Annotated in this window: 17 protein-coding genes and 1 tRNA gene; 6 read left to right on the top strand and 12 right to left on the bottom strand. The window is 67.8% G+C overall.

Annotated elements, in window-relative coordinates:
* Positions 1–148: 148 nt before the first annotated feature.
* The 4 genes from AzCIB_RS02930 to AzCIB_RS02945 all read left to right on the top strand — a co-directional run bounded on the left by AzCIB_RS02930 (position 149) and on the right by AzCIB_RS02945 (position 3855).
* On the top strand, positions 149–1075 hold the full coding sequence (locus tag AzCIB_RS02930; RefSeq protein ID WP_050418179.1) for a glycosyltransferase family 2 protein: 927 nt from the start codon (positions 149–151) through the stop codon (positions 1073–1075).
* The gene (locus tag AzCIB_RS02935) at positions 1072–2718 is read left to right on the top strand and encodes a glycosyltransferase family 39 protein (RefSeq protein WP_083446857.1); all 1647 of its coding nucleotides are present in this window, start codon (positions 1072–1074) and stop codon (positions 2716–2718) included. The genes AzCIB_RS02930 and AzCIB_RS02935 overlap by 4 nt, the downstream gene beginning before the upstream one ends.
* The gene (locus AzCIB_RS02940; RefSeq protein ID WP_050414519.1) at positions 2715–3140 is read left to right on the top strand and encodes a GtrA family protein; all 426 of its coding nucleotides are present in this window, start codon (positions 2715–2717) and stop codon (positions 3138–3140) included. Before AzCIB_RS02935 ends, AzCIB_RS02940 begins: the two co-directional genes overlap by 4 nt.
* Before the next feature lie 70 nt (positions 3141–3210).
* On the top strand, positions 3211–3855 hold the full coding sequence (locus AzCIB_RS02945; RefSeq protein ID WP_050418181.1) for an RluA family pseudouridine synthase: 645 nt from the start codon (positions 3211–3213) through the stop codon (positions 3853–3855).
* A 61-nt stretch (positions 3856–3916) separates the two neighbouring features.
* Here AzCIB_RS02945 and ychF read toward each other — a convergent pair whose 3' ends face one another.
* The 8 genes from ychF to AzCIB_RS02985 all read right to left on the bottom strand — a co-directional run bounded on the left by ychF (position 3917) and on the right by AzCIB_RS02985 (position 10609).
* Positions 3917–5008: a redox-regulated ATPase YchF gene (gene ychF, locus AzCIB_RS02950; protein ID WP_050414520.1), complete on the bottom strand. Its 1092-nt coding sequence runs from the start codon at positions 5006–5008 to the stop codon at positions 3917–3919.
* A complete protein-coding gene (gene pth / locus AzCIB_RS02955; RefSeq protein ID WP_050414521.1) occupies positions 5005–5625 on the bottom strand; it encodes an aminoacyl-tRNA hydrolase in 621 nt (206 codons plus the stop codon). Before pth ends, ychF begins: the two co-directional genes overlap by 4 nt.
* A 43-nt stretch (positions 5626–5668) precedes the next feature.
* Positions 5669–6271 carry a 50S ribosomal protein L25/general stress protein Ctc gene (locus AzCIB_RS02960; RefSeq protein WP_050414522.1) on the bottom strand — a complete coding sequence of 201 codons (603 nt, stop codon included), beginning with the start codon at positions 6269–6271 and terminating at the stop codon, positions 5669–5671.
* A 77-nt stretch (positions 6272–6348) separates the two neighbouring features.
* The gene (locus AzCIB_RS02965; RefSeq protein WP_050414523.1) at positions 6349–7299 is read right to left on the bottom strand and encodes a ribose-phosphate pyrophosphokinase; all 951 of its coding nucleotides are present in this window, start codon (positions 7297–7299) and stop codon (positions 6349–6351) included.
* Between the two features lie 75 nt (positions 7300–7374).
* Positions 7375–7451: transfer RNA gene (locus tag AzCIB_RS02970), tRNA-Gln, on the bottom strand.
* Positions 7452–7470: 19 nt separating this feature from the next.
* A complete protein-coding gene (gene ispE, locus AzCIB_RS02975; RefSeq protein WP_050414524.1) occupies positions 7471–8325 on the bottom strand; it encodes a 4-(cytidine 5'-diphospho)-2-C-methyl-D-erythritol kinase in 855 nt (284 codons plus the stop codon).
* Positions 8307–8840 (bottom strand): outer membrane lipoprotein LolB, encoded by a 534-nt coding sequence (locus AzCIB_RS02980; protein ID WP_232299424.1) that lies wholly within the window; start codon positions 8838–8840, stop codon positions 8307–8309. The genes ispE and AzCIB_RS02980 overlap by 19 nt, the downstream gene beginning before the upstream one ends.
* Positions 8841–8893: 53 nt before the next feature.
* On the bottom strand, positions 8894–10609 hold the full coding sequence (locus AzCIB_RS02985) for a tetratricopeptide repeat protein (protein WP_050414526.1): 1716 nt from the start codon (positions 10607–10609) through the stop codon (positions 8894–8896).
* Between the two features lie 215 nt (positions 10610–10824).
* On the opposite strand from AzCIB_RS02985, the gene mutM reads away from it, so the two are divergent.
* Both mutM and AzCIB_RS02995 read left to right on the top strand, forming a co-directional pair.
* The gene (mutM, locus tag AzCIB_RS02990) at positions 10825–11640 is read left to right on the top strand and encodes a bifunctional DNA-formamidopyrimidine glycosylase/DNA-(apurinic or apyrimidinic site) lyase (protein ID WP_050414527.1); all 816 of its coding nucleotides are present in this window, start codon (positions 10825–10827) and stop codon (positions 11638–11640) included.
* Between the two features lie 165 nt (positions 11641–11805).
* Positions 11806–13776, top strand: a complete 1971-nt coding sequence (locus tag AzCIB_RS02995) for a dynamin family protein (protein WP_050418182.1) — start codon at positions 11806–11808, stop codon at positions 13774–13776.
* Positions 13777–13900: 124 nt separating this feature from the next.
* Here AzCIB_RS02995 and AzCIB_RS03000 read toward each other — a convergent pair whose 3' ends face one another.
* From AzCIB_RS03000 to AzCIB_RS03015, 4 genes are read right to left on the bottom strand one after another with little or no spacing between them, the layout of a single operon-like run.
* Positions 13901–14152 carry a YfhL family 4Fe-4S dicluster ferredoxin gene (locus AzCIB_RS03000; protein ID WP_050414528.1) on the bottom strand — a complete coding sequence of 84 codons (252 nt, stop codon included), beginning with the start codon at positions 14150–14152 and terminating at the stop codon, positions 13901–13903.
* Positions 14153–14169: 17 nt separating this feature from the next.
* On the bottom strand, positions 14170–14658 hold the full coding sequence (gene coaD / locus AzCIB_RS03005) for a pantetheine-phosphate adenylyltransferase (RefSeq protein ID WP_050414529.1): 489 nt from the start codon (positions 14656–14658) through the stop codon (positions 14170–14172).
* A complete protein-coding gene (gene rsmD, locus AzCIB_RS03010) occupies positions 14658–15194 on the bottom strand; it encodes a 16S rRNA (guanine(966)-N(2))-methyltransferase RsmD (RefSeq protein WP_050414530.1) in 537 nt (178 codons plus the stop codon). Before rsmD ends, coaD begins: the two co-directional genes overlap by 1 nt.
* Positions 15191–16606 (bottom strand): M16 family metallopeptidase, encoded by a 1416-nt coding sequence (locus AzCIB_RS03015; RefSeq protein WP_157058411.1) that lies wholly within the window; start codon positions 16604–16606, stop codon positions 15191–15193. The genes rsmD and AzCIB_RS03015 overlap by 4 nt, the downstream gene beginning before the upstream one ends.
* Position 16607 lies beyond the last annotated feature (1 nt).

The following is a 16607-nucleotide window of genomic DNA, read 5'->3' on the forward strand; positions in this document are numbered from 1 at the left end:
GTCAACGCGCCAGAGCCCGTTTGCGTTTATCCTGCGAGGTTTGGCGCCTCGCCCATTCATCACCCGCCGGAATAACGTGTCAGCTCCCACCCCCCGCGCCACTGTGCGCGTCGCCCCATTCCCCGTCTCCGCGCCGCTACTGTCGGTCGTGATCCCGCTGTACAACGAAAGCGGTTCGCTCGGAGCTCTGCATGAGCGCCTGAAGGCGGCGATCGCGGATCTGCCGCTGGCCGGCCACGAGTTCGTCTTCGTCGACGACGGCAGTCGCGACACGACCTTCGCCGAGGTCGCAGTGCTGGCGGCCATCGACCCGGCGATCCGGGCGATCCGCTTCGCGCGCAACTTCGGCAAGGAGGCCGCGATGGCGGCCGGCCTGCGCGCGGCGCGCGGCGACATCGTCGTGCTGATGGACGGCGACCTGCAGCATCCGCCCGAACTCATTCCCGAGATGCTTGCGCGCTGGCACGACGGCGCGAAGATGGTCACCGCCGTGCGCCGCTCGCGCGACACCGACCCGTGGCTGCGGCGCCAGCTCTCGCGCGGTTTCTACCGACTCTTCAAGCGCGTGTCGGAAGTCGCGCTGGAGGAAGGGGGCGGCGACTTCCGCCTCTTCGACCGTGCGGTCGTCGATGCGATCAACAGCCTGCCCGAGCGCACCCGTTTCATGAAGGGCATCACGAGCTGGGTGGGCTTCCGTCAGGAGACGATCGACTTCGAGCCTGCCGAGCGCGCCGCCGGGGCTTCCGCCTGGTCCCTGCTGCGCCTGCTGCGCTACGCGATCGACGGCCTGTCCGCCTTCAGCACGCTGCCACTGCGCGTGTGGTCGACGATCGGTGTCTGCATCTCCGGCCTGTCCGTGCTGTACGGCGGCTGGCTGGTCGTGCGCACGGCGATCTTCGGCATCGACCTTCCCGGCTACGCGTCGATCATCGTCTCGGTGCTGTTCCTGTCCGGTATCCAGCTGATCAGCCTGGGCGTGCTGGGCGAATACGTCGGACGCATCTTCACCGAGGTCAAGCAGCGGCCGCTGTACCTGGTCTCCGAGCGTATCGGCTTCGACGAGGCGGCGAAGTGAGCGCTCCAGCCGTCTTTCCGGGCGCGCCGACCGCGCCCGCAGGCCTGCTGTCGCCGCAACTCGCCTTCCGCCTCGCGCTGCTCGTCTTCGCCGTCCTCGGCGCCTATGTGCTGTTCTCGTTCGACCAGCACGGCATCAGCAACGACGAGGAGGTGCAGCACGTCTACGGGCGCCTGCTGCTCGACTTCTATGCTTCGGGTTTTGCCGACCGCAGCGCCTTCGCGTACAAGAACCTCTATCTCTACGGCGGCCTCTTCGACCTGATCGCCGCGGCGCTCGAACGTGTCGTGCCGATGAACGTGTGGGATCTGCGCCACCTGCTGTCGGCCGGCTTCGGCGTGCTCGGCCTGGCCGGAACATGGCTGCTCGCGCGCCTGCTGATGGGCGAGGCCGCGGGGTTGGTCGCGCTGGTGCTGCTCGCTCTCACCGGGGCGTGGTCCGGCGCGATGTTCACGCACACCAAGGACGTGCCCTTCGCGACGACGATGGTGTGGTCGCTGTATTTCACGACGCGCTTCGCGACCCGCCTGCCGGCGGTGAAGGCGGGCGATCTCGTCGGTCTCGGCATCGCGATCGGCTGCGCCTTCGGCCTGCGCGTCGGTGCCGTGTTCGCGGTGTTCTACCTCGGCGTCGCCGTGCTCGCCGCGGCTTGGCTGAACGGCGAGGATCTGCGCGGACGCCTTGGCGTGCTGCGCCGTGCGGTCCTTGCCCTGTTGCCCGCGGCGGCCCTCGCGTTCGCGCTGCTGGGGCTCTTCTGGCCGTGGGCGGTCCAGTCGGGCGGCAACCTCGTGAAGGCGATGACGACGTTCTCGCGCTTCTCGTTCGAGCTGTACACGATCCTCGACGGGGTCGTGATGAAGAACGGCGACGTGCCCGGCCGTTACCTCGCGAGCTACCTGCTCGTGCGCCTGCCGGAACTGTTCCTGCTCGGCATCGCGCTCGCCGCGCTGAGCGCCTTGCGCGTGCTGCCCGGCCTGTTCGCGTCGCCGCCCGGACGTGCGCAGGCCCTGCGCTGGCTCCCCGTGACGCTCGCGGCCGGCTTCCCGCTCGCCTACACGCTGCTCGCTGCGCCGCCGCTCTACAACGGTATCCGGCACTTCACCTTCCTGCTGCCGCCGCTGGCCGTGCTCGCCGCCGCCGGCCTCGTCGCGACCGCCGCCCGCGCCTCGCGCTGGCCCAAGGCGCGGCTCGCCGCGATCGCGGGCTGTGGCCTGCTGGCTGCGACTCACCTCGTCACCCTGGTGCGCCTGCATCCGTACGAGTACGTCGCTTACAACGGTTTCACCAGCGGCCTGCGCGGGACCGAAGGGCGCTGGGAGCAGGACTACTGGGGCGACGCGCTGCGCGAGGCCGCCAACCACCTCAACGCCTACGTCGCGGCCGAGGGCGTCGCGCCCCGTACCTGGACCGTCGCCGTGTGTGCCGAGTCGCTGCAGGGCACGGCCTGGCTCGCGCCGGGGCTGGAGGTCACGCGCGACTGGCGCGTGGCCGACTTCTTCCTGTCGCCGACGCACATGGACTGCGACACGGCGGTGAAGGGCAAGATCATCGGCGAGATAGCGCGTGAAGGCGTCGTCCTTGCCGTCGTGCGCGACCGCCGCATGCTAGCCGGCGCTGATCGCGAGCCGCGCCTGCCGCAATGAGCGACCCTGATCGTTTGCGCGGCCACGTTGGCCGCTTCCTGCGCTTTGCGCTCGTCGGCGCGGTCGGCACCGCGGCCCACTACGCGCTGCTGCTCGCGCTGGTGGAGGGCGCCGGCGTCGATCCGATCGCCGGTTCGGTCGCGGGCTTCCTGCTCGGCGCGCTCGTGAACTACACGATGAATCGCACCCTGGTGTTCCGCTCCGACCGCGCGCATGCCGAGGCACTGCCGCGCTTCCTCGCGATCGCCGGCATGGGGCTGTGCTGGAACGCCCTGCTGATGTATCTCTTCGTCGATCTCGTCGGCGTGCACTACCTGATCGCGCAGATCGTCACCACCGCCATCCTGCTCGGCTGGCACTACGTCGGCAATGCACTGTGGACCTTCCGCAAGCGTCCGGCCGGCGACCGCGGCGGGCGGTAGAATAGGCGCTCCATCGCACACCGTGTCGCGCGCGCCGCGCGTATCCGCCGTTTCCCAAGACTCGATTACCGTGCCGCATCTCGAACCCCGGATCGTCCATGTCGACGACTACATCATCGTCGCCGAAAAGCCCGCCGGCCTGCTGTCCGTGCCCGGGCGCGGCGAACACAAGCAGGATTGCCTCGTCGCCCGCATCCAGGCGACCTACCCCGACGCACGCATCGTCCACCGCCTCGACTTCGACACCTCGGGCCTGATCGTCCTCGCGCGCGGCGCCGAGATGCACCGCCGACTCAGCATGGCGTTCGAGAAGCGCGAGGTGGACAAGCGCTACCTCGCGCTTGTGCACGGCCACGTGCTGTCGCAGGACGGCGAGGTCGACCTGTCGCTGATCGTCGACTGGCCGAACCGACCGCGCCAGATGGTGGATCCGGTGAATGGCCGGCGCGCGCTCACCAACTACCGCGTCGTCGAGCGCAGCGGCACGGGAGCGGGCGCCGTTTCGCGCATCGAGCTCGAGCCGGTCACCGGGCGCTCGCACCAGCTGCGAGTGCATATGATGACGATCGGTCACGCGATCCTCGGCGACACCCTCTACGCCCCGCCCGAAAGTGCCGAGCGCCACCCGCGGCTGCACCTCCACGCGGCGATGCTTGCCTTCGACCATCCGCAGACCAAGCAGCGGATGAAGTTCGTCAGCCCGGTGCCGTTCTGAGCTCGCCCTATATGAAAAAGCCCGGAGGACCGGGCTTTTTTGGGTGATGCGTCGAGGTGGCTCAGACGTTGAACAGGAAGTTCAGCACGTCGCCGTCCTTGACGACGTATTCCTTGCCTTCGGCGCGCATCTTGCCCGCTTCCTTCGCGCCCGCTTCGCCCTTGTAGGCGATGAAGTCGTCGTAGGCGATCGTCTGCGCGCGGATGAAGCCGCGCTCGAAGTCGGTGTGGATCACGCCGGCGGCCTGCGGGGCCGTGTCGCCGACGTGGATCGTCCAGGCGCGCACTTCCTTGACGCCCGCGGTGAAGTAGGTCTGCAGGCCTAGCAGCGTGTAGCCGGCGCGGATCAGGCGGTCGAGACCCGGTTCCTCGAGGCCCATCGACGCGAGGAAGTCCTTCTTGTCGGCGTCGTCGAGGTCGGCGATCTCGGCCTCGATCGCGGCGCACAGCGCGACGACCTCGGCACCTTCCGTCTTCGCGTGGGCGCGCACGGCGTCCAGATGCGGGTTGTTCTCGAAGCCGTCCTCGGCGACGTTGGCGGCGTACAGCACGGGCTTGGCGGTGATCAGGCAGAAGGGCTTGATGCTCGCCCATTCTTCCTTGCTGAAGTCGAGCGCGCGCACGGGCTTCGCCTCGTTGAGCTGGGCGAGGCACTTCTCGAGCACCGCGACGAGGACCTTGGCGTCCTTGTCGCCGGCGGCGGCGGGACGCTTGTAGCGATTCACGGCCTTTTCGACGGTGGCCATGTCGGCGAGTGCGAGTTCGGTGTCGATGATCTCGATGTCGCGGATCGGATCGACGCTGCCGGAGACATGCACGACGTTATCGTCGGCAAAGCAGCGTACGACATGCACGATCGCGTCGGTTTCGCGGATGTTCGCGAGGAACTGGTTGCCCAGGCCTTCGCCCTTCGACGCTCCGGCAACGAGGCCGGCGATATCGACGAACTCGACGATCGCGGGTTGGATTTTCTGCGGCTTGACGATCTCGGACAGTGCGGCGAGACGCTGATCGGGCACCTCGACGATGCCGACGTTCGGCTCGATCGTGCAGAAGGGGTAGTTGGCCGCTTCGATGCCGGCTTTCGTGAGGGCGTTGAACAGGGTCGACTTGCCGACGTTGGGCAGGCCGACGATTCCGCATTTGAGGCTCATGGGCGCGATTCGTCCTTGGGTTTGGCCGGCTTGGGCGCGGCCGGGCGGGCATTCAGTCGTGTGGTGGCGGCGTTCCAGTCGCCTCGGGCGATCATCGGCCAGGTCGCGAGGGCGCGCTCCATGGCTTCGTCGATCAGGGCCTGTTCCTCGCGGCGCGCGGGTTTCAGCACGAAGTTTACGACCTCGTTGCGGTCGCCCGGATGGCCGATGCCGATGCGCAGGCGCCAGTAGTCGTTCGTGCCGAGGTGCGCCGAGGTGTCCTTGAGGCCGTTGTGTCCGCCGAGGCCGCCGCCGAACTTGAGACGCAGCTGGCCGGGCGGGACGTCGAGCTCGTCATGCACGACGAGGATCTCGGCCGGGGCGATGCGGTAGAAACGCGCGAGTGCGCCGATGGCCTGTCCGGAACGGTTCATGAAGGTCTGCGGCATCAGCAGCCAGATGCCGGCGTCGCGCGCATTCGCGACCAGACTGTGGAACCGGGATTCGTGGTTGAAGCGCGCGCCGAGCGTGTCGGCGAGCCGCTCACAAAACCAAAACCCGGCGTTGTGCCGGGTTTCAGTGTATTCGGCGCCGGGATTGCCGAGCCCGACAACGAGACGCGGTGCAGCAGCGGTCATCGTGTCGGTGTCTCCGTCATCCCGGTTTGCCGAGGCGGGAGCCTCAGGCAGCGGCGCCTTCGGCAGCCTCGTCAGTGGCGGCGCCCTTGACCGTCAGGGCGGTGGCCACGACCGGGTCGCCTTCGCCGTGTGCAACGAGTTCGACGCCTTCCGGCAGCTTGAGCTGCGAAACGTGGATCGACTGGCCAGCCTCGAGATCCTTCAGGTCGACTTCGATGAACTCCGGCAGGTTGCCCGGCAGGCACCCGACGTCGAGTTCGTTGATGGTGTGCGAGATCATGCAGCCGCCAAGCTTGACCGCCGGGTTGGTGTCGGCGTTGACGAAGTGCAGCGGCACCTTCAGGTGAATCTTCTGGTTCGCGTCGATGCGCTGGAAGTCCAGGTGCAGGACTTGCTGGCGGAACGGATGCCATTGGGTGTCACGCAGCAGGACCGGCTGCTTGGTGCCGTCGATGTTCACCGACAGGATCGAAGCGTGGAAGGCTTCCTTGCGCAGCAGGTGGTACAGCTCGTTGTGATCCAGAGCGATGTTCTGGGCTTCGCCCGAACCGTAGATGATGCCCGGGATCTGGCCGGCGCGACGCAGGCGGCGGCTCGCACCCGTGCCCTGTTCCACGCGCTTGGTGGCCTTGAATTCGATTTGCATGGTGATACTCCTGGTTGAAACGATCCGTCCGCGACCAGACGGATGGGTTGAGTCCCCGGCCGTGCCGGGGACGAAATTCATTCCATGAACAGCGAGCTGACCGACTCTTCGTTGCTGATGCGCAGCATCGTGTCGGCGAGCAGCGAGGCGACCGAGATCTGGCGGATGCGCGGGCAGGCCTTGGCGTCGTCGCGCAGCGGGATGGTGTCGGTGACCACCAGTTCGTCGAGGTCCGACTCGGAGATGCGCGACACCGCGGCGCCCGACAGCACTGCGTGGGTGCAGTAGGACAGGACGCGGCGGGCACCATGTTCCTTCAGCGCGGTGGCGGCCTTGCACAGCGTGCCGGCGGTGTCGACGATGTCGTCCATGATCACGCAGGTGCGGTCCTTGACCTCGCCGATGATGTTCATCACCTCGGAGACATTGGCCTTCGGACGGCGCTTGTCGATGATCGCCAGATCGCATTCCATGCGCTTCGCGAAGGCGCGGGCGCGCACGACGCCGCCGACGTCGGGCGAAACGACCAGCAGGTCGTCGTAGTTCTGCTTGTCCAGGTCGGCGAGCAGCACCGGTGCCGCATAGACGTTGTCGACCGGGATGTCGAAGAAGCCCTGGATCTGGTCGGCGTGCAGGTCCATCGTCAGCAGTCGCTGGACACCGACGGCCTGCAGCATGTTGGCGACGACCTTCGCAGTGATCGGCACGCGCGCCGAACGCGGACGGCGGTCCTGGCGGGCATAGCCGAAGTAGGGGATGGCGGCGGTGATGCGGCCGGCCGATGCGCGCTTGAGGGCGTCGACGAGGACCATCATTTCCATCAGGTTCTCGTTCGTCGGTGTGCAGGTCGGCTGGAGGATGAAGACATCCTTGCCGCGCACGTTCTCGAGCAGCTCGACGTTGACCTCGCCGTCGGAGAAGCGGCCCACCGTGGCCGAGCCGATGGAAATGCCCAATCTGCGCACGACATCCGCCGCGAGTTTGGGGTTGGCGTTGCCGGTGAAGACCATCAGGCTGCCGTAGGCCATGTCCGAATCTCCGATGCCGCTAGAATGGCGAGGGTAAAAACGACTCGGGCAGGCGCGAGGCCTGCCCGGATATGTTGGCTGGGGAAGAAGGATTCGAACCTTCGAATGCCGGAATCAAAATCCGGTGCCTTGACCAACTTGGCGACTCCCCAATAAACCTTTTTCGCCCGCTCAATCGAGCCAGTCGTTCAGCGGATGTCTCGCCAGACTTTTTGCCTTCCATGCCCGCATCGGCGCTGGGCACTTCTCGACAATGTCGTTCGCTTCCATCTCGCTGCCAACCTCGGCAAACACGCAGGCGCCCGATCCGGTCATCCGCGCGGGCGCAAACTGCGCCAGCCACTCGATTGCCGCACCGACCTCGGGATATCGATTGCATGCGACTGCTTGCAAATCGTTACGGGTGGTGCTTGCTGCGAAGTCCGTTATTCTGATGGGTCCCGTATCGCGCGTCAACTCCTCCGCGCGGAAAATTTCAGCGGTGGGCACCACGACCGGGGGCGCGACGACCACGTACCACGCGGGCGGCAGGGGCAGCGGCTGCAGTTCGTCGCCCACGCCCTCGGCGAAGGCGTCGCGCCCGAAGATGAAGAAGGGGACGTCGGCGCCGAGCTGCAGGCCGAGCTTCGCCAGTGCGGCCCGGCTCAGGCCGGTTCCCCACAGGCGGTTCAGGGCGATCAGGGCCGTGGCGGCGTCCGAGCTGCCGCCGCCCAGGCCGCCGCCCATCGGCAGGCGCTTGTCGATCGAGATGTCGGCGCCGAGGCGGCAGTCGCTCGCCTGTTGCAGGAGCCGGCCTGCACGTACGACCAGATCCTGCTCCTCGGACACTCCTGCGACTTCCGTGGTGCGGCGCACGGCGCCGTCCGCGCGCAGGGCGAAGCTGAGGCTGTCGCCCCAGTCGAGCATGCGGAAGGCGGTCTGCAGCAGATGGTAACCGTCGGCGCGGCGGCCGACGACGTGCAGGAAGAGGTTCAGCTTGGCCGGTGCGGGGCAGTGTTCGAGGCGGGTCAACGGAGGGGTGTCCATTGGTCGATGACGAGCCGGATGCGTGCTTCGCCCCAGGCAGCGTCGATGCGGCGCGGCGCGGCGTCGGTCGCGGGGCCGGCGTATTCGGTGTAGTCGATGATCCAGCCGGCGTCGGCGATGCGCGTCGGGCGGCCGGCCTCGTCCAGGCTCAGCACGCGCGCGCCGGGGCGCGCCGAGGCTTGCACCCAGTGCTGCAGGCCGTCGATCGGTGCGGGTACGCCCAGCAGGCGCGGCAGGATGGCGTCGACGTCTTCGGCCTGTTCGGCGCGGCCGTCGGCAGTGAGCAGCATGGCGCCGCGCGGGGTGCGCACGAGCTGGCCGACGATCTGGCCGAGGGGGCTGTAAACGGTCCATTCGTCGGCCGCCGGCGTGTGCGACCAGGTCAGGGTGCCGTTGGCGGCGCGTTCGCCGTCGCTGGCGGCGAGGCGTCCTTCGAGTTCGAAGGCTGCGGCCACGGGGCGCGGCGCGGCGGTGAGGCCGCGTGTGGCTTGGCTCGCGCAGCCGGCCAGGAGCATCACGGCAAACGCCGCGGCGACAGCCTGCCCGGCTGTCCCGAATGCGGCGCGCTTCATTGGCCGCGAAGGCGCTTGACGACGGACTTCAGCGCCCCGTTGTCGGGGTTGCTCTTCAGCGCCTCGTCCCACACGCGCGACGCGTCGGACTGGCGCTTGAGGGTCCACAGCACTTCACCGAGGTGGGCGGCGATCTCGGGGTCCTGGCGCATGCCGTAGGCCTTTTCGAGATGAGCGAGGGCGCCGCTGGCGTCGTTGCGGCGGAAGCGCACCCAGCCCATGCTGTCGAGGATGAAGGGGTCGTCGGGGGTGAGTTCGAGCGCGCGCACGATCAGCGCTTCGGCCTCGTCGAGGCGTACGCCGCGATCGGCGAGGGAATAGCCCAGCGCGTTGTAGGCGTGCGAGAAGTCCGGGCGCAGCGCGATCAGCTTGCGCAGCCGCCCTTCCATGATGTCGAGTTTGCCGAGGCTTTCGGCGAGCATTGACGATTCATAGAGCAGGTCGGTGTCGTCCGCGTTGTCGCGCAGGGCGCCGTCGATGAGCTCGAAGGCTTCGGCTTCCTTGCCGGCGCCGCGCAGGAGCTGCGCTTCGGCGAGCAGCAGGCGCTTGCGCTCGGACTCTTCGACCTTGACGCTGCGCAGGTGCTCGCGCGCTTCCTTGAGTTTGCCGTCGCGTGCGAGCACCGAGGCGATGCGCAGCTGGGCGTCGAAGTGCTGCGGTCCCGGTTCGACGGCGCGATACCAGCGCAGGGCGGTTTCGCTGTCCTTGCGCCTTTCCGCGACCTGGCCGAGGTTGAGGCGGATGCTGTCGTCGTCGGGGTGGCCGGCGCTCAGCGCGCGTTCGAGCTGGGTGGCTGCGGCGTCGTAGTCTTCCAGCTGGGCCGACAGCAGGCCCACGGCGTACATCAGCTCGCGGTCGTCGGGCGCGCCGTCGAGGAGTTGGCGGAATTCCTTGCGCGCGGCCTCGAATTGCCGTGTCGACACCAGCGCGCGGGCATGCGCGAGGCGGGCGTTGCGGCTGTCGGGGTGGCGCTGCAGATATTCTCCGACGAGCTTCGTGGCCTCCTGCATCGCGCCGGATTGCGACAGGAGCTGCGCCTTGAACAGCACTCCGGGCTCCCAGTCGGGGCGCAGGCGCAGGGCGGTCTCGATCGAGGCGACGGATTCCATCATGTCGCCGGCGCCGACGGCGGCCTGGGCGCGCGCGAAATGGGCTTCCGGGTGGCTCGTGTAGGGCTCCGTCAGGCGCATCACGATGCCCTTCACGGCTTCCTTGTCCTGCACGCGCGAGAAGGCGCGGTTGAGGCCCATCAGGTGGTTGTCGACGTTTTCGGGTGACTGCGCGAGCAGGCGGGCGAGCTGGGCCTGTACCTGTTCGAGCTGGCCGTCGCCGCCGGCGAGCAGGCCCGCGAGGATGCGCCGGGCTTCCTCGGAGCTCGGGTCGGATTCGGACCAGATGCGGGCGGCGTCGATCGCCGCAGGCATGTTGCGCGCGAACAGCGCGATTTCCATCGCCCGGCGCGCGATGCGCGGGTCGCGGGTGCGCTGTGCGAGGTCGGCATAGGCCTGCACGGCGATGCCGACCTCGCCGCGTGCACCGGCGATTTCGGCCAGCAGGAAGGTGTATAGGGTGCGCGCGCTGAGTTCCTGATCCGGCAGCGGGGCTGCGGCCGCCGTCTCGTCGGGGGCGGGCGCAGCCTGCGTGGAGGCCGGGAAGGCTAGCGCGATGGCCAGTCCCAGACCGGAAGCGAACAAGGAGATGAGGCGATTCATGTACTTGGCCCAGAGGGGATTGCACGAACTTCAAACCGGCCCTGCGGTCGTGTCTGACGTATGCTGTTGCCGCGGTGCGTCGGCAGTCGTCCGTTAGAAGGCCCGAATGCGGATGCGTTCGCCCGATGTTATGCAGTTTCTTCGTTTGCGGGCAAGCGCGGCGGCTGTCGGGGTCGGTTTTCGGGGCGTGTCCCCAATGCTTTCGAGTGTCGTGAATGCCTGAATTGCCTGAAGTCGAAACGACCTGCCGCGGCATACGCCCGGCGATCGACGGTCGGACCATGACCGGCGTGAGCGTGCGCAACGGGCGCCTGCGCGTGCCGGTGCCGCCGGACCTGGGCGAGTGCGTGGCCGGCGCGCCGCTGCAGGGGGTGAGGCGGCGGGCGAAGTACTTGCTGCTCGATTTCCCCGCCGGCAGCGTGATCGTGCATCTGGGCATGTCGGGCAGCCTGCGGGTGGTCGATGCGGATCAGCCGCCGGGCGTGCACGATCATGTGGATCTGGTATTCGGCGACCGGGCGCTGCGTTTGCGCGATCCGCGACGCTTCGGGCTGGTCGTGTGGCAGCCGGGCGATGCGCTCGCGCATCCGCTGCTCGCGCGCCTCGGCATCGAGCCGCTCGGGGAGGAGTTCTCCGGCCCCTGGCTGCGCCGCGCGTTCGAGGGGGTGCGCGCGCCGATCAAGCAGGCGCTGATGGACGGGCACCGTCTCGTCGGGGTCGGCAACATCTATGCGTCCGAGAGCCTGTTCCGGGCGCGCATCCATCCGCTGGCGCCGGCCGGCAGCGTCGGGCCTCGGCGCATCGGGCGGCTCGTGGTCGCGGTGCGCGAGACGCTGCTGGCGGCGATCGCCGCGGGCGGCAGTACGCTGCGGGACTTCGTCGGTGGCGACGGAAAGAAGGGCTACTTCCAGCAGGAATATTTCGTCTACGGCCGCGACGGGCAGCCGTGCCGCGTGTGCGGTACGAGCGTGCAGCGGGTGGTGTGCGGGCAGCGCTCGACCTTCTTCTGCCCGCGCTGCCAGCGCATGTGAATGGAATGGCGGTGGCGCCGCTTGCGGACGTCGTTCGTCGGCGTCGGCGTGCCGCCGGTCGAGCCCGCGGTTCCACGCATTGGACGGCGCCCGATTCGGCGCTATGCTCCCACGATCTGAAACCTGTGCGCGCCCGGCTTGCGGGACCGCGCGAGCGAGACCTTCATGACCCTCGTGGATCAATTTTCCGCTTACAGCCAGTGGCGTGCCGATGCGGCGGGGGCGGTCGCACGCCTGCGGCAGTGGCTGTCGCGCAACGAACTCGGCGACGTGCAGGGCGACCTGCGGCTGCAGTATGTGCTCGATCGCCTGCGCGACGACAAGCTCACCGTCGCCTTCGTGGCCGAGTTCTCGCGCGGGAAGTCCGAGCTCATCAATGCGATCTTCTTCTCCGGGCATGGCGATCGCGTGCTGCCATCGAGCGCCGGACGCACGACGATGTGCCCGACCGAGCTGCAATGGACGCCCGGCGCGCGGGCCGAGATCCGCATGCTGCCGATCCGGTCGCGCGCGACGCATGCGAGCGTGAGCGAGCTCAAGCAGTTTCCGGAGGAGTGGATGGTGCTGCGGCTCGACGCCGGGTCTCTCGCGGATCTGCAGCAGGCCTTTGCGCGCGTCGGCGAGACCGAGCGGGTGTCGACCGAGCTGGCTTCGCGCCTGGGTTTCGACATCGACGAGAAGGGCGAAACCGGTCTCAAGCCGGGTGCCGACGGCATGGTCGAGATTCCGAGCTGGCGCCATGCGGTGATCCAGTTCCCGCATCCGCTGCTCGAGCAGGGGTTGGTGGTGCTGGACACGCCGGGCCTCAACGCGATTGGCGCGGAACCGGAGCTGACCCTGTCGCTGCTGCCCAACGCCCATGCGGTGCTCTTCGTGCTGGCGGCCGATACCGGCGTCACGCAGAGCGACATGGCCGTGTGGCGGGAATACGTGCAGGGTGGGCAGAGCCGGCGCAAGGGCCGGCTCGTCGTGCTGAACAAGATCGACGGGCTGTGGGACGGCTTGCGCGATGAGGCGCAGATCGACGCGGAGATCGCGCGCCAGGTGAATTCGGTCGCGGAAACGCTGGACGTTCCGGCGACGACGGTGTTCCCGGTGTCGGCGCAGAAGGGGCTGGTGGGGCGCATTTCCGGCGACGCCGGGCTCGTCGAGCGCAGCCGTCTGGGCGAGCTGGAGCGGGCGCTGGCCGAGGACCTGCTGCCGACCAAGCAGGAGATCGTGCGCGAAAGCACGCTCACGGAGGTCGACGACCTGGTGAAGCAGACCGATACGCTGCTCGGGGCGCGGCTTTCCGGCCTGCTCGAGCAGCTGCAGGAGCTGACCGACCTGCGCGGCAAGAACCAGAGCGTCATCGAGTACATGATGCGCAAGATCCGCAGCGAGAAAACCGAATTCGAGCAGGGTCTGCAGAAGTATTACGCGGTGCGCAGCGTGTTCTCGACGCTGACGAACAACCTGCTCGGCCATATGGGCATGGACGCACTGCGCGACGAGACGCGGCGCACGCGCGAGGCGATGCTGGAATCGACCTTCACGAAGGGCTTGAGCGTCGCGATGGAGCGCTTCTTCCTGTCGCTGCGCGGCAACCTTGCGCGCTCTTCCGACGAGATCGCCGAGATCACGCGCATGCTCGACAGCATGTACAAGCGCTTCAGCGTCGAGCACGGGCTCAAGCTCGCCGCGCCGGAGGCTTTTTCGACGCTGCGCTACGAGCGTGAACTCGACCGGCTGGAGTCGGCGTTCAACCGCCAGATCAATTCCGCGCTGGCGCTCGTGACGACCGAGAAGCACACGCTGACGCAGAAGTTCTTCGAGACCGTCGCGGTCGAGGCGCGGCGGACCTTCGAGGTCGCGAATCGCGACGTCGAACAGTGGCTGCGTGCAGTGATGTCGCCGCTGGAGACGCAAGTGCGCGAGTACCAGCTGCAGTTGAAGCGCCGCCTCGAAAGCGTCAAGCGCATCCATCAGGCGACCGACACGCTGGAGGAGCGCGTCGCGGAGCTGGAGCAGGCCGAAGCGGCGATGGTCGCGCAGCTTGCCGAGCTGAAAGAGATCGCCGGCGGCATCCGCGCGGCGCTGGGGGCTCCGGCACAGGCCGGGGCAAAGGCCGGCATCGCGCAGGGGCGCGCGGCCTGAGCTTTCCGGGGCGCCCGGCGCCAGTGCCGCCGGGTGTCATTGCCGCTTGAACGGTCACGTAAACGAAAAAGCGGACCGTTGCGGTCCGCCCTTGCGTGAATCCTCCGGCGCCGGCCGGGGGTGTTCAGGCCTTCTTGGTCAGTTGAATGAATTTCTCCATCAGCTGATCCTTGGTCTCGACTACATCCGGGTTCAGCGGGATACAGTCGACCGGGCAGACCTGCTGGCACTGCGGTTCGTCGAAATGGCCGACGCACTCGGTGCACTTGTTCGGGTCGATCTCGTAGATCTCGTCACCCTGCGAGATCGCGCCATTGGGACATTCCGGCTCGCACACATCGCAGTTGATGCATTCGTCCGTAATCATCAGAGCCATCTTTCAATTCCTCGTATTCACTTCACTGAAACTTTCTGCAGCAGCCGCTGGTAGACGGCAGGCTGCACGAACTTGCTGACATCGCCACCCAGGCGGGCGATTTCGCGCACCATGGTGGCCGAGATGAACATGTATTCCTCTGCCGGCGTCAAGAATACCGTTTCGACGTCGGGAAAGAGCTTCCGGTTCATTCCGGCCATCTGGAATTCGTACTCGAAGTCCGACACGGCCCGCAGGCCGCGCAGGATCAGGCGCGCGTTCTGAGCGCGCAGGAAATCCATGAGCAGGCCGTCGAAGCCGACGACGTCCACGTTGCCGAACGGGGCCACGACGTCGCGGGCGATCTGCACGCGCTCGTCGAGCGTGAAGATCGGCCCCTTGCCGCGGCTTTCGGCAACAGCGACGACGACCTTGTTGAACAGCAGCGACGCGCGCCGCACGAGATCCTCGTGCCCGCGCGTGAAGGGGTCGAAGGTCCCCGGATAGATCGCCACCCCTTCCCTCATTACTGCCTCCCATGCAGAAGATGAAAATGCACCTGGCCGGCACGGCCTGCCTTGACCGTGCTCAATCCAGCCAGTTCAGTCACTGCTGCTTCAGATTCGGCGTAAATCCAGCCGTCCGGCTTCAGCACCCGGCCGAGCCAGGGCTCCAGCCGCTCGAGCCAGCCCTTGTTGTAGGGCGGATCGAGGAACACCACGTCGAACCTGTCAGAGGTGGTTTGCGCGAATTTTAGCGCATCGCCGCGAATGAGCTCCACCTGCGATGCTTGCAGGGTCGTTGCGGTCTGGCGCAGGGTGGTGAACGCGCGTGCGTCCGACTCGACGATCACGACGCGCTCTGCGCCGCGCGAGGCCGCCTCGAAGCCGAGGATGCCCGAGCCGCCGAAGAGGTCGAGGCAGCTCATGCCGTCGAGCTCCTGCCCCAGCCAGTTGAACAGCGTCTCGCGCACGCGGTCGGGCGTCGGCCGCAGGCCGGGGACGTTGGCGACTTCGAGCAGGCGCGAACGCCATTCGCCGCCGACGATACGAACCCGGCTCACTTGCCGTGGCCTGCCTTCTTCGCCGCCGGAGTGGCGCTGCCCGTGCCGTTGTCGCCGTCGCCGCCGGCGACCACCGTGACGAGGTTCTCCGCTTTCACCCGCCGGGCGAATGCGTCGCGCACCGATTCGACCGTGACGGCCGCGACCTTCTTCGGATAGGTCTCGAGCCAGTCGAGCGGCAGCTGGTAGAACGCGATCATGCCGACGTAGTCGAGGATCTTGCGGTTGGAGTCGAGGCGCAGGCCGAAGCCATTCACCATGTTGTCACGGGCGGCCTTGAGCTCGGCTGCCGTCGGCCCCCTGGCGACGAAGTCGCTAAGGACCCCATTGGTGACCTTAAGGGCTTCTTCCGCCTGGCTGCCGCGGGTCTGCAGGCCGATCTCGAACGGGCCGGCGACGCGCAGCGGCATGAAGTAGCTCGACACGCTGTAGGCGAAGCCGCGCTTCTCGCGTACTTCCTTGGTCAGGCGCGACACGAAGCCGCCGCCGCCGAGCACGTAGTTGCCGACCAGCAGCGGGAAGTAGTCGGGGTCGTCGCGGCTCATGCCGGGCATGCCCATCAGGATGTGGGACTGCGCCGACGGGTGGGCGATGTGCTCGGTGCCGCGTGCCGGCAGTTGCGGTGCGGCGATCGGCGCGGGGGTGGCGCCGGCGGGCAGGCCTTCGGTGAGCTGGCGCGCGATCGCGTCGGCGTCGTCCCGACTGACGTCGCCGACGATGGTCACCGCGGCGCTGCCCGCGGTGTAGTGCGTGCGGTGGAAGGCTTGCAGCTGCTCGCGCGTGATGCCCTGCAGCGACTCGACGGTGATCGAGCGCCCGTAGGGGTGGTTGCCGTAGATCATCGCCATGAAGCGGCGCGACGCGAGGGTGTCGGGCTGGGTGAGCGATTCCTTCAGGCCGGCGATCGTGCGGGCGCGCTCGCGTTCGAGGATCTCGGCGGGGAAGGTCGGCTTCGCGAGCAGGCGGGCGGCGAGCGCGATCGCGGCGTCGCGCTCGGCGGCGCTCGACAGCGTGCGCACCGACAGCGTCGCCATGTCGGTATCGGCGCCGCCGCCGATGCGCGCGCCGGTGTCTGCGGTGCGCTCGGCGATCTCCTGCTCGTTCAGGCCTTCGGTGCCGGCGTCGAGCAGGCTGCGCGTGAGGCTGGCGATGCCCGTGCCGCTTTCGGGTTCGTAGGCGCTGCCGGCGGGGAAGGAGATCTGGATGTCGATGAGCGGCAGGGCGTGGCTTTCGACGAAATACACGCGTGCGCCTGTCGAGGCGTTCCAGTGCTTGATGTCCGGGCCGGCAGCGGCGTTCGGGCTCGCCAGCGGGCCGAGCAGGGCGGCGAGGCTGGTGAAGGCGAGCAGGGTGAGGAAGGGACGAGAATTCGGGCGGAGAATGCGCAACGCGGTCATGGGCTTCGTCTGCATG

The organism is Azoarcus sp. CIB (genome assembly GCF_001190925.1).
Classification (GTDB): Bacteria; Pseudomonadota; Gammaproteobacteria; order Burkholderiales; family Rhodocyclaceae; genus Aromatoleum.

Coding starts and splice junctions, on each gene's coding strand:
- AzCIB_RS02980 (WP_232299424.1), bottom strand. CDS start 8,840: ATGCTCCTGGCCGGCTGCGCGAGCCAAGCCACACGCGGCCTCACCGCC.
- AzCIB_RS03000 (WP_050414528.1), bottom strand. CDS start 14,152: ATGGCTCTGATGATTACGGACGAATGCATCAACTGCGATGTGTGCGAG.
- AzCIB_RS02985 (WP_050414526.1), bottom strand. CDS start 10,609: ATGAATCGCCTCATCTCCTTGTTCGCTTCCGGTCTGGGACTGGCCATC.
- AzCIB_RS03015 (WP_157058411.1), bottom strand. CDS start 16,606: ATGCAGACGAAGCCCATGACCGCGTTGCGCATTCTCCGCCCGAATTCT.
- AzCIB_RS02960 (WP_050414522.1), bottom strand. CDS start 6,271: ATGCAAATCGAATTCAAGGCCACCAAGCGCGTGGAACAGGGCACGGGT.
- ychF (WP_050414520.1), bottom strand. CDS start 5,008: ATGAGCCTCAAATGCGGAATCGTCGGCCTGCCCAACGTCGGCAAGTCG.
- AzCIB_RS02995 (WP_050418182.1), top strand. CDS start 11,806: ATGACCCTCGTGGATCAATTTTCCGCTTACAGCCAGTGGCGTGCCGAT.
- ispE (WP_050414524.1), bottom strand. CDS start 8,325: ATGGACACCCCTCCGTTGACCCGCCTCGAACACTGCCCCGCACCGGCC.
- coaD (WP_050414529.1), bottom strand. CDS start 14,658: ATGAGGGAAGGGGTGGCGATCTATCCGGGGACCTTCGACCCCTTCACG.
- mutM (WP_050414527.1), top strand. CDS start 10,825: ATGCCTGAATTGCCTGAAGTCGAAACGACCTGCCGCGGCATACGCCCG.
- AzCIB_RS02965 (WP_050414523.1), bottom strand. CDS start 7,299: ATGGCCTACGGCAGCCTGATGGTCTTCACCGGCAACGCCAACCCCAAA.
- pth (WP_050414521.1), bottom strand. CDS start 5,625: ATGACCGCTGCTGCACCGCGTCTCGTTGTCGGGCTCGGCAATCCCGGC.
- AzCIB_RS02940 (WP_050414519.1), top strand. CDS start 2,715: ATGAGCGACCCTGATCGTTTGCGCGGCCACGTTGGCCGCTTCCTGCGC.